The organism is Nitrobacter sp. TKz-YC01 (assembly GCF_047824785.1).
Lineage (GTDB): Bacteria > Pseudomonadota > Alphaproteobacteria > Rhizobiales > Xanthobacteraceae > Nitrobacter.
Genome location: NZ_CP181167.1, coordinates 2,105,045 through 2,116,040 on the forward strand (window position 1 = coordinate 2,105,045; position 10,996 = coordinate 2,116,040).

The 10,996-nt window shown below is 60.7% G+C and carries 8 protein-coding genes, 3 pseudogenes and 1 other annotated feature; of the genes and pseudogenes, 6 read left to right on the forward strand and 5 right to left on the reverse strand.

The window, feature by feature from the left end:
• Nucleotide 1: 1 nt before the first annotated feature.
• Together ACMYR2_RS09935 and ACMYR2_RS09940 are read left to right on the forward strand one after the other, a co-directional pair.
• Nucleotides 2–142, forward strand: a pseudogene (locus ACMYR2_RS09935) (SLOG family protein); the annotation flags it as partial.
• A 399-nt stretch (nucleotides 143–541) separates the two neighbouring features.
• Nucleotides 542–1,111, forward strand: a complete 570-nt coding sequence (locus ACMYR2_RS09940) for a hypothetical protein (RefSeq protein WP_416194145.1) — start codon at nucleotides 542–544, stop codon at nucleotides 1,109–1,111.
• Here ACMYR2_RS09940 and ACMYR2_RS09945 read toward each other — a convergent pair.
• The 3 genes and pseudogenes from ACMYR2_RS09945 to ACMYR2_RS09955 form a co-directional block, all read right to left on the reverse strand.
• Nucleotides 1,018–2,153, reverse strand: a protein-coding gene (locus ACMYR2_RS09945; RefSeq protein ID WP_416192834.1) for an IS3 family transposase whose coding sequence is annotated in 2 segments (ribosomal slippage) — nucleotides 1,018–1,883 and nucleotides 1,883–2,153 — 1,137 coding nt in all. Because the reading frame shifts where the segments join, the coding sequence is not laid out codon by codon here. The two genes, ACMYR2_RS09940 and ACMYR2_RS09945, sit on opposite strands and share 94 nt — an antisense overlap.
• Nucleotides 2,154–2,219: 66 nt before the next feature.
• Nucleotides 2,220–3,163: pseudogene (locus ACMYR2_RS09950) on the reverse strand (IS3 family transposase); the annotation flags it as partial.
• Nucleotides 2,763–2,879: a sequence feature (AL1L pseudoknot), on the reverse strand. It overlaps the preceding pseudogene by 117 nt.
• Nucleotides 3,164–3,212: 49 nt before the next feature.
• Nucleotides 3,213–4,189: pseudogene (locus tag ACMYR2_RS09955) on the reverse strand (IS3 family transposase); the annotation flags it as partial.
• A 222-nt stretch (nucleotides 4,190–4,411) separates the two neighbouring features.
• Here ACMYR2_RS09955 and ACMYR2_RS09960 point away from each other — a divergent pair.
• A complete protein-coding gene (locus ACMYR2_RS09960) occupies nucleotides 4,412–5,005 on the forward strand; it encodes a hypothetical protein (protein WP_416192861.1) in 594 nt (197 codons plus the stop codon).
• 187 nt (nucleotides 5,006–5,192) lie between these two features.
• Here ACMYR2_RS09960 and tnpA read toward each other — a convergent pair whose 3' ends face one another.
• Nucleotides 5,193–5,621: an IS200/IS605 family transposase gene (gene tnpA / locus ACMYR2_RS09965; protein ID WP_416192862.1), complete on the reverse strand. Its 429-nt coding sequence runs from the start codon at nucleotides 5,619–5,621 to the stop codon at nucleotides 5,193–5,195.
• Between the two features lie 297 nt (nucleotides 5,622–5,918).
• Here tnpA and ACMYR2_RS09970 point away from each other — a divergent pair, with 297 nt between their 5' ends.
• From ACMYR2_RS09970 to ACMYR2_RS09980, 3 genes are all read left to right on the forward strand, one after another.
• On the forward strand, nucleotides 5,919–7,049 hold the full coding sequence (locus ACMYR2_RS09970) for a GNAT family N-acetyltransferase (RefSeq protein ID WP_416192863.1): 1,131 nt from the start codon (nucleotides 5,919–5,921) through the stop codon (nucleotides 7,047–7,049).
• Between the two features lie 268 nt (nucleotides 7,050–7,317).
• Nucleotides 7,318–7,719: a hypothetical protein gene (locus ACMYR2_RS09975; RefSeq protein WP_416192864.1), complete on the forward strand. Its 402-nt coding sequence runs from the start codon at nucleotides 7,318–7,320 to the stop codon at nucleotides 7,717–7,719.
• Between the two features lie 230 nt (nucleotides 7,720–7,949).
• Nucleotides 7,950–8,300 carry a GrlR family regulatory protein gene (locus ACMYR2_RS09980; RefSeq protein WP_347263049.1) on the forward strand — a complete coding sequence of 117 codons (351 nt, stop codon included), beginning with the start codon at nucleotides 7,950–7,952 and terminating at the stop codon, nucleotides 8,298–8,300.
• A 7-nt stretch (nucleotides 8,301–8,307) separates the two neighbouring features.
• On the opposite strand, the gene ACMYR2_RS09985 is transcribed toward ACMYR2_RS09980, so the two are convergent.
• On the reverse strand, nucleotides 8,308–10,989 hold the full coding sequence (locus ACMYR2_RS09985) for a PAS domain S-box protein (RefSeq protein ID WP_347263050.1): 2,682 nt from the start codon (nucleotides 10,987–10,989) through the stop codon (nucleotides 8,308–8,310).
• Nucleotides 10,990–10,996 lie beyond the last annotated feature (7 nt).

Sequence of the window (10,996 nt, forward strand, 5' to 3'; positions counted from 1 at the left end):
GATGCGGGTGCTAGTGTGCGGCGGTCGCCGCTTTAACGACGCTCTGACGCTCGGCTCATGGCTTGGTAGCATCCACAAGAACAACGGGCCGATTACGCTGTTGATTGAGGGCGGGGCGTCCGGTGCCGACTTCATGGCCCGCAAGTTTGCGGAGTGGCAGGGCATCCCGGTTCAGACATTTGACGCTGATTGGAGCCGGTACGGTAAGAAGGCCGGGCCGCTCCGAAACCGCCAGATGATAGGTGAAGGAAGGCCCGACAAGGTCATCGGATTCGAAGGCGGCACCGGTAGGCCGAACGATCGGCGAAGTCGGTCACGCTGCGCAGGCTTTGAGCGAGAGATTGAGCAACTTGCGATTTGCGGGTGGCGCTGTGCGGTCTCAGAGGAAGTCGCCGGAGAGGGAAGAGGGAGATGTGCTCCCATGCGATGCATCTCACTCTGCGCGAAGTGTGCTGTCTGGTCTGTGATAAAAACCTTCCCAGGCGTCACTTGTGCACTTAAGCTGAGAGAAAGCATTAGTGCTTTGGAGGATGGGATCGGCATGGAAGTGGCAATCTTTGGACCTGCGATCTCGGCATTCGCCGGGGTCGCGGGTGCGTTCTTGGGCCTATTTATGACCACAAAAAACACTCAGCGGACGCTTGCTGCTAATGCTCAACTAAACCAAGTCGCCGCGAAGGAGCGCGCGAACGAGCGTGAAGCGCGGAACTACGGTGACCAACTCGAGCGCTTTTATATCCCGTATCGGCTTCTGGCGAGCGCAAACTTCATGCTCGCGCAAGAGCTGCGCGAGCGACTAAAGCACGGCGAACGTTTCTTTATAAAGATATTTGACAAGGAGTGGCTCAACTCCCTCGCTGAAGGAGATCGTGAGATCATCCAAATGATATGCGCCAATGCCGATGTGTTAAAAGGTATGATTGAGCAAAAAATCACCCCAGTTGATATGAAGCTTTTGAGGTGGACCCGCTTGGTGAGACAGTTTGGCGGCCTGGCTAAGGTGGATCGGGTTCGTTTCTACGCCGCCAATTGCTCCGTCATTTCCGCCATAGCATGGACTTCGTCGGGCGTCCTGCCGGCGAAGGTCGAGTGCGGGCGTCGCCGGTTGTAATAGTCTATCCAGGAGCCGATGCCGCAGCGGGCTTGGCTTCCCGTTTCGAATGTGCTGAGGAAGACGCACTCATATTTGAGGCTGCGCCACAGTCGTTCGATGAAGACGTTGTCCATCCAGCGGCCGCGCCCGTCCATGGAGATGCGGATGCCGGCATCCTTCAGCGTCGTCGTGAAGGCGAAGCTAGTGAACTGCGAGCCTTGGTCGGTGTTGAAGATGTCGGGCCTGCCATGGCAGGCGATCGCCTCTTCGAGAGCGGCAACACAGAAGTCGGCATCCATCGTGTTCGACAACCGCCAGGCCAGGACCTTGCGGCTGAACCAGTCCATGATGGCCACGAGGTAAAGGAAGCCGCGCCGCATCGGGATATAGGTCACATCGGCACACCAAACGTGATCCGGCCGCTCGATCGCCAGGTGCCGCAGCAGGTAGGGATAGATGCGATGCTGCGGATGCGGCTCGCTGGTTCTCGGCGCCTGGTAGATCGGCGACAGACCGATCTTGCGCATCAGCCGCCGGACCCGCTTGCGACCCACGCACCAGCCCTGACGCCGCAGATGCCGGGCCATCTGCCGGGAGCCATACCAGGGCGTCTCCATGAAGGCCTCGTCGATGGTGCGCATCAGTTCGAGGTTCTCGGGCGTCTCGCCGGCGGGCTGTCGGTAGAACGACGCCCGCGAGATCGAGACCAGTTCGCACTGGCGGCGGATCGAGAGCCGGTTGTGATCGGGGTCAATCATCATTCTCCTCCGATCCAGGCTCAGCGATCGAAGGCCTTGGCCAAAAAATCCCGCTCAACGACAAGCTGGCCAATCTTGGCGTGCAGCTTGGTCACCTCGGCTTCCCGGCCGACCTGCGCATCAGCAGCCTTGTCGTCGAACGTCTTGGCCAGGTTCTCGATGGCCTGCCGTTTCCACTGCGTAATCTGGTTCGGATGAAGCTGGTGCTTTGTCGCCAGTTCCGAAATCGTCCGCTCGCCACGGATCGCCTCAAGCGCAACCTTGGCCTTGAACTCAGCCGTAAATCGTCTGCGTGTCTTCATACCGGATCGTCCTTTTCATCGGGCGATCCACCTTATGCCCCTGTCTCAGAAACCGGCACCACCTCAGGATACGTACTGACTTCCTCTGTCGCTGTGGTGTACGAGCCCGCCGCGATGGACCGGCCGTCGATCGTGCAGGGCTTGCTCCAGCGCATCGAGCACGAAGCCGGCGTGCGCCGAACGTGATGCCCGCCAGCCGACGATCCTGCGGGCATAGGCGTCGATGACGAAGGCGACATAGATGAAGCCGGTCCAGGTGGCAACATAGGTGAAGTCGGAGAGCCAAAGCGCATTCGGCCTCGACGCCTTGAACTGGCGGTTGACGTGATCCAGCGGGCATGGCGCCGCCTTGTCGCCGATCGTGGTCCTGACCGACTTGCCGCGGATAACACCGTGCAAGCCCATGGTCCGCATCAATCGTGACACCGTACAACGGGCGATATCGAAGCCTTCGCGCTTGAGTTGCCGCCAGATCTTGCGCACGCCATAGACGCGGAAGTTCTCATCGAAGACGCGCCGGACCTCGATCTTCAGGATGACATCCTGCCTGGCGCGCGCCGACAGCTTGGCGGGATCACGCCGTTTGGCGACATGGGCATGATAGGTCGAGGGGGCGATCGACAGAACCTTGCAGATCGGCTCGACCCCATGCGCCGCGCGATGATCGTCGATGAAGGCGATCATGGCTTGGACCGGCGGTCGAGCTCCGCCGTCGCAAAATAAGCGCTTGCCTTGCGCAGAATCTCATTGGCTTGCCGAAGCTCGCGGTTCTCACGCTCAAGCGCCTTCAGCTTCTCCGCCACGTCCGTTGGGACGCCTGCTCGCTTGCCGCTGTCGATCTCCGCCTTCTTCACCCATTCCAGCAGGGTATGGCCGGAACAGCCAATCTTGGGGGCTATCGCCTCAATCGCAGCCCAGCGGGACGGATACTCGCTGCCGTGATCCAAAACCATTCGAACCGCTCGGGCCCGAACCTCCGGTGAAAACTTGTTCGTCGTCTTGCTTGTCATGGCTCCATCCTCTCAGGAGTTGGAGCCTCCGGCAAACCCGGGGCGGTTCACACTCATATTTGAGGCTGCGCCACAGTCGTTCGATGAAGACGTTGTCCATCCAGCGGCCGCGCCCGTCCATGGAGATGCGGATGCCGGCATCCTTCAGCGTCGTCGTGAAGGCGAAGCTAGTGAACTGCGAGCCTTGGTCGGTGTTGAAGATGTCGGGCCTGCCATGGCAGGCGATCGCCTCTTCGAGAGCGGCAACACAGAAGTCGGCATCCATCGTGTTCGACAACCGCCAGGCCAGGACCTTGCGGCTGAACCAGTCCATGATGGCCACGAGGTAAAGGAAGCCGCGCCGCATCGGGATATAGGTCACATCGGCACACCAAACGTGATCCGGCCGCTCGATCGCCAGGTGCCGCAGCAGGTAGGGATAGATGCGATGCTGCGGATGCGGCTCGCTGGTTCTCGGCGCCTGGTAGATCGGCGACAGACCGATCTTGCGCATCAGCCGCCGGACCCGCTTGCGACCCACGCACCAGCCCTGACGCCGCAGATGCCGGGCCATCTGCCGGGAGCCATACCAGGGCGTCTCCATGAAGGCCTCGTCGATGGTGCGCATCAGTTCGAGGTTCTCGGGCGTCTCGCCGGCGGGCTGTCGGTAGAACGACGCCCGCGAGATCGAGACCAGTTCGCACTGGCGGCGGATCGAGAGCCGGTTGTGATCGGGGTCAATCATCATTCTCCTCCGATCCAGGCTCAGCGATCGAAGGCCTTGGCCAAAAAATCCCGCTCAACGACAAGCTGGCCAATCTTGGCGTGCAGCTTGGTCACCTCGGCTTCCCGGCCGACCTGCGCATCAGCAGCCTTGTCGTCGAACGTCTTGGCCAGGTTCTCGATGGCCTGCCGTTTCCACTGCGTAATCTGGTTCGGATGAAGCTGGTGCTTTGTCGCCAGTTCCGAAATCGTCCGCTCGCCACGGATCGCCTCAAGCGCAACCTTGGCCTTGAACTCAGCCGTAAATCGTCTGCGTGTCTTCATACCGGATCGTCCTTTTCATCGGGCGATCCACCTTATGCCCCTGTCTCAGAAACCGGCACCACCTCAGCCACCTTTGTTTTGTGCGCAGGCGCATTGGAGAACGAGGCAATTTTGCGGCGCTCTGTTCAGCACAGCGATCCCTGCTTCCTGTCGGGTCATGGTGTCGTGTCGCGTCTACTTAGAGTGGCTCCGAGGCGAACCATAGAGACACCGCTGTCGGCCATGCTGTTTCGCGATTTTGGGGGCGGAAGCGACATCCAGCACCAAGTTTGTGTCCTTGCCAGAGAGGCTACGGACCATATCTCTGGCGCAATTTTCGCGGCCACACCGGATGCAATGGAAATGTCAGGCCAAGAAATTGAGACTCAGGGTCCGGGTCTGTACCTCTCTGTAACGTCAGTCTTCCGACTGGACGAAGATCCCTCAACAGGTCTCGGCCTTCTGGCCGACGACGGCGGTGGCGACTTACGTCTGCTTGACGCGGATCGGTTCGTAGAGCGCTTCGAGGCACGAAGCCAGATCGCCATGGCAGAAGCAAGTCGCTTCATCGCGGCATTGGAATGCCAGATTGGGCATTTGGAAGACCTACGCGAACCGCAATCGAAGTATCTGGTTCACGAAACCCTGCTTTCCAACAACATCCCGAATATGCCGCCGGCCGTCCATCTTGCCGCCGCGCCCGGAATCTCGAACGCCTTTCTTCTTGGAGCTAATCGATGGCCCACTGCGGGGGTAAGCAATCCTGCGGTTCTACTTGGCGCACTGGCGCATAGCGTCGCTACCCAGCTGACCAAACTTGGCAAAAGCCCATATTGAAAAAGGTTTCCATAGGATCGCGGCCGAGCCGTCTATGGCGACACCCCGCCGCCGATCAGCAATCCGCAGCCGACCAAGGCCGATCGTTTCAGAGTGAAAAAACAAGCAGTGAACACTCCACCGCCTGAAGGCGGTGGCTTCAGGTTACGGCTGGAAGCCGGATTGATCGCCCCTTCGGGGCGATTGGTCAAACCACCTTGAAGTTGTCATCCGGCTCTTCCGGCTTCTGATCCTCGATATATTTTTTCCAGATCTCGTCGGTCACGTTGCCGCTTGTGGCGGCCCAGTATCCCCGGGACCACAGATGCTGCCCCCAATACCTCTTTCTCAGCGATTGATATTCCGACAGAAGCTTATGTGAACTCTTTCCTTTCAGGTATTGGACCGCTCGCGATACCGACAGGTGCGGAGGTATCGAGAACAACATATGAACGTGATCCCGGTTGATCGCCCCCGCAGGGATCGACATCTCATGACTGCGGGGAATCTCCCGAAGCAGTTCTCTCGCCCGAAGACCAACGTCCCCTACCAAAACCGGATACCGATACTTGGTCACCCAAACAATATGATACTTGCAATCCCAAACCGTGTGGCTGCCTGATTCCTCCAATCGCATCCGAGGATGCTAATGCATCCCGTCGCCTAAAGGCGAGGGGTTTACTGATCCCAGAAACAGGCCGCCAAACACATTGGCTTGTTCGGCGGGGGCTCGTGGGGGAAATGAGCCTGTTCTAACGGTTCTTTTGCAATCTCACTTTAGGCATTTTCTGTCTTGTTCTGTCTTGCGCGGCTATCGCCTCGGCGGCAGCGCTGGCAGTGTGCGCGATGCTGATGGCCGTCTTCGCCTATGGCCACCTGGGGTTGCTCCTGTCCATCGGCACGGGCCTTATCGCAAATCGGGGGGTGCGGCACCATGCATGGTAAGCCAGCCTATACCAGCGCTGTTCTGGATTGCGCTGGCATCCGCGCTCTGGATGCCGCCGATTGGGAGACGCTGGCCGCCAACGCCATGGCGGACAATCCGTTCTACGCACGGCAATATGTGTTGGCGGGGCTCGATACCATCGACAAGCGAGCCAATCTCATGGCGGTCGCCGTCTGGAACACGCAGGGACAATTGGCCGGCCTGTTCCCCTTTCGTCATCGGATATTCCCGCCATTCCCCTGGCCCGTGGCGCAAGGAGCGGAAAATCTCTATCAATTGAGCGGAATGCCTTTGGTGGCGCGGGAGGGCGCGCGGGAAATCGTTGCGGTCTGGCTCGACGCCATCACCGCTCGGCGGGCTCCGGGCCTTTGGACCATGGCAAATTTCGATGCCGATCATCCGCTTCGGGGCATGATCGAAGACGCGGCGGCAACGAGAGGATTAACGACACGCCTCGTTGTGCCCTATCTGCGGCCATATTTTACAGGGCAGCTTGCTGGTCTTGACGCTCACGCTACCGAGGTGATCGCGAAAAACCGGCTCAAGGATATTCAGCGCAATCTGCGTCGGCTTCGCGATATGGGGGACTTCGCCTTCGAGCGCATCAGGGAGCCTGCCACGCTACGCGAGCGTCTCGAACAGTTCCTGGCTCTGGAGCAGGCAGGCTGGAAAGGTGAACGCGGCACGGCCTTCCTGTCGGACGATTTGCATGCCGATTTTGCTCGTCGCGCCTTTGCCGGCATTGCTGGAAACGAGGGGTTGACGGTGATTGACAGTCTCTTGCTGGACGGTCGGCCCATCGCCATGAGCATCAATATCACCAAGGGCCGAACCGCTTTCACACCTAAATGCACCTATGATGAGAGCTTGCGCAAATACGGGCCCGGTATGGTGCTGGAATATCTGGTCATCGAGCGCTTCTATGCCGAAAGGGAGTTCGCCGACATGGACGCTGCAACCACAAGCGGAGGCCATGTGGTCCTCGGCTTGTGGGATGGGCGGAAAGCGATGGGCCGGTTGATTCTTGGGCCTGCCGATTGGCGCACCGACCTGTTCGCGAAAGGGTGGCAGGCCGCTTATGAAGGCAAGCAGCGCCTCAAGAAACTCCTCAAGCGGTAATCGGCCGCAGCCCGCCCCGAAGAGCCGCAATGACGGCGGCAAGAAACGACATCACGAACACAGGACATGGACTGAACTCCGCCTGCCATAGCGCTCAGGCATATCGCGCCAAAGGCGCGCCATTCGCCTTGAGAAATGGCAGCTCTCAATGAAACGTGGGTTCGAATTTTGCTCGCGAACCGGCGCGCCAAGGCATCATCATCTTACGGACCGGCATGGAACATCCTGCATCAGGAGGTATAGTTCAGGGATTCGCTCTGGAGGTTCCATGAAGAAGATCATACTTGCCACGTCGTTAATGCTGGGGGCTGCGCTGCTGTCGACCCCGTCCATGGCGGTCCCCGCCGCGCCGGGCGCTATTCCGTTGTCGACCGCGCTCCAGCCGGTTCAATTCTTTTACGGCGGACGAAACTACTGTTGGTACAACATGGGGTGGCATGGCCCCGGATTCTATTGGTGCGGCTTCGCATCGCGGCGCGGCATGGGCTGGGGCGGCGGCGCGGGCTGGCGTGGCTGGGACCATAGAGGCGGTGGTCGCCACTTGGGTGGACCTCCGCGCCGTCACGGTCACGGCGTTCATCGCGGTGGCGTTCATCGCGGTGACAGAGGGCCCATGCGGCACGGCGGAAGTCCTGGCCGACACGGCGGGGGCCACGGCGGCCGCCACTAAGCTCGCCGTGCCCTGCTCTGGTGGCAGGGCGCGCGCCGCACCCCCCGCTTTCCATATGAACATTGCATGAGTTCAGGAACGGGTCTGCCGCACAGACCCGTTCTCTGTCGACGAGGCCAGTCCAAGAGGCCTGGCGCCACCTGGCGCCGCCTTCGCATTGACGCGCTCGCGTTCTCTTTGACATAATGAGGCCGGGACAAGACAAAATTACCGGCTGCGAGCGGATCACCGTGAAAAATGGGCTGTATTCGATTCACATCGCCTTGCTCGACGGGCGTCTGGGCAAGGGCAGCGGCGTGTTGATGTTCCGCGACGGCAAAATTCTCGGCGGCGATGCCTATCTGTTCTATACGGGCAGCTATCTCACAAAAGAGGATGGCACTTTCAAGGGCGAGGTTATGATTCAGCGCCATACGCCCAGCCCCGATCCGAACCTGCTGTTCAGCAGCGCGGAGCCCGTGGGGATCGGCGTTACCGGAACATTCACGGATACGACCGGCGCGATGAACGGCACCGCCCTTGTCGGCAAGGCGAGCCAGATTTTCCAGGCCACGCTGCGCAGGTTGGCGGACGCGGATTAGGCCAGCGCTATTCCGCGGCGAGTTCCATGGGCGCGACCTGCGGCAGAACGATGTGAATGCGCGTGCCCTGCCCGGAATCGGAGTCGAGTTCGACACGCCCTCCCAGCCGGCTCGTTACGATATTGTAGACAATGTGCAGGCCGAGGCCAGTTCCTCCTTGATCGCGTCTCGTCGTGAAGAACGGATCGAACGCCTTGCGCCGCACATCGGGGCTCATGCCGCAACCGTCGTCGGAGAATAGAATCCGGACATTGTTCTCCCCTACCCGCCGGACGGTAATATTGACCGCGCCGCCCTTGCCGTCCGGAAAGGCGTGCGCGACCGAATTGAGAACCAGGTTGGTCAACACCTGGCCGTAAGGCCCCGGATAGCTGTTCATCGTGAGATCGGGTTCGCAATCGACCGTCAACGCGACATGATGCTTGCGCAGGGCGGGACGCAGACTCATCACCACCTGCTCGGTGAGTTCGCCGAGGTCGAAGGTGCGCTTGTCCGAATAGCTGCGGTCCGCGGCAACCTGCTTGAATGACTGGACCAGTTCGGCCGCGCGATTGAGATTGGCGACCAGTTGAGAGGCAGCGTCGCGATTGGCCGCGATGAAATCGTTGAGGCTTGAGCGCCGCAACTGCCCACGCTCGACCTCCTCTGCGAACAGGGCGATCTTTCGCTCCAGCGACGAGGCCACGGTCAGGCTGATGCCGACCGGATTGTTAACCTCATGGGCAACGCCCGCAACAAGACGCCCCAGCGCCGCCAGTTTCTCCGCCTCGATCAGCGAATTCTGGGTTGCGCGCAGATTACCGAGCGCCGCCTCGGCCGCGTCCTTGGCGCGCCGCATTTCCTGCTCGCTCCGCTTGCGGTCACCGATATCGAGCGCCACCGTGACGATATTCTCCACGTGGCCGTCGGCGTCGCAGATCGGCAGCTTGTTGACCAGCCATTGTCGCGTTTCGCCTGATGCATCCTGATATTCCTCTTCGTAGAAACCTAGCTCCTTCCCGCTCTCAAGGACCCGCCGGTCGGTCTCATCCGTCTTTACGGCATCGTCGCGCGACATGACTTCGCCCGTCGTCCGTCCTATCGCATCGGCGGGCTCTATTCCGAAGATGCCCGCCATGTAGCGATTCATCAGGACGTAGCGCTGCTCCGCGTTCTTGACGTTGATAACCGCGGGCACGGTGTCGATCACCAGTTGCAGCAGGCGCCGCCCCTCCGCGATCGTCTCCTCGGCTCTTCTCTGATCTGTGATGTCGCGAACCACGCCCTCATAACGAACGATGCGGCCCTCTTCGTCACGGACAGCGGCCGCGCTGTCGGAGAGCCACAGGACGCCGCCATCGCGCTGACGCACCTGATACTCGAATCCGCGAACCGTCCCGTCACGTTCCATTCGTTGCTGGTACCTGGCGCGCGCATCGGCATCGACGTAAACCGTCTGCGCGCTGTTGCCTATGCCGCGGAAGAGGTCGTCGGGGGTGTCATATCCCATCATACGCGCCAGCGCCGGATTGGCGTCGAGCAGTTGACCGGCCGGCGTCGTGACATAGATTCCGTCGACCGAACCTTCGAACAGCTTGCGATAGCTCTCCTCGGCAAGCCGCTGCTCGGCAAGCGCCCGAACGGCAGCTTCGCGCGCGGAGTCCGCTTCAGCGAGCGTCCGGCGAAACACCTCCGCGGCCCGTGCGATATCCCCGATCTCGTTATCGACCTCGGTTGAAGGGATCGATGTTTCCTTCTGCCCGCCGGCCAGCTTCCGGATCGCCCTCGCGATCGCCTTCAGCGGCCGGACGGTCCGGCGGACCACGAACACCGCCGCAAGCAGGCCGATCACGATCCCCACGCCGCCGAGAATGATGCTCTGCCATTTGGTTTCAGCAAGCGTCCGGGCAAAATCGCGCGACAGCACCCGCTCGCGCTCCGCGCTGAGTTCGCGCAGCAGTTCCGTCACCTGCCCGATCAACCGCCCCTCCGCGCCCAGCACATTCCTGTCGAGATCGGCGATCCGCCGCTCCCGCAAGGATACCGCGATCACGGCATCGGCGTAGGCCTCAACGGCGGCACGCACCTTCGGCTCGCCCACATGAATGGCGCGCATGTTCTCAGCCGCCCGCTCCGCGGTCGTGGGGTCGTGCCCAAGAAGTGCGGCCGCGACATCGCTTTGCGCTCGAAACAGTGCTTTCGACGCGGACTGATCGGCGGACTGCTCGATGATGAGTTCGAGTTTCTCGCGTAGCGGCGGCAGCGTTTCGATCAGCTTCGCGCGGTCCGCGATCAGGTTCGCGGCCTGCTCTATGCCCTTGCGGTAGTGCTCCAGTCGGGGCGTGACGCCATCAATCATCTCCTGCTGCTCCGGAGCAAGCTTGATGCGCGTCTTCTTAAGCATCTCGTTCAAGGACGACGTCGCGCCCCACACCCGGCTGGACGGGGCCTGTGGATCGGTGACGTAGTCCCGCGCCGCCAGCCGCAGTTCGTTCATGCGGCGGTCAAGCTCCTCGGCGAGGTCGACGACGCTGTCCAGCCGCTGCAGTTCGGCAAAGGTGTTGTCGAGATGACGGGTCGCGACGACATTGGCCACGCTGGTTATCACGATGATCGCCAGCACCAGGAAGAAACCGCCAAAGGTGATCTGGCCGATCGACAGCGAGGACGATTTCATCCGCTGAAAGAATGCTCCGAACCCAGATGGCATGGCGTTT

Bases quoted from the DNA above. Each gene is read 5' to 3' on its own strand.
- ACMYR2_RS09960 (WP_416192861.1), top strand. From the start codon at position 4,412: ATGCTGTTTCGCGATTTTGGGGGCGGAAGCGACATCCAGCACCAAGTT.
- ACMYR2_RS09940 (WP_416194145.1), top strand. From the start codon at position 542: ATGGAAGTGGCAATCTTTGGACCTGCGATCTCGGCATTCGCCGGGGTC.
- tnpA (WP_416192862.1), bottom strand. From the start codon at position 5,621: ATGCGATTGGAGGAATCAGGCAGCCACACGGTTTGGGATTGCAAGTAT.
- ACMYR2_RS09975 (WP_416192864.1), top strand. From the start codon at position 7,318: ATGAAGAAGATCATACTTGCCACGTCGTTAATGCTGGGGGCTGCGCTG.
- ACMYR2_RS09970 (WP_416192863.1), top strand. From the start codon at position 5,919: ATGCATGGTAAGCCAGCCTATACCAGCGCTGTTCTGGATTGCGCTGGC.
- ACMYR2_RS09985 (WP_347263050.1), bottom strand. From the start codon at position 10,989: ATGCCATCTGGGTTCGGAGCATTCTTTCAGCGGATGAAATCGTCCTCG.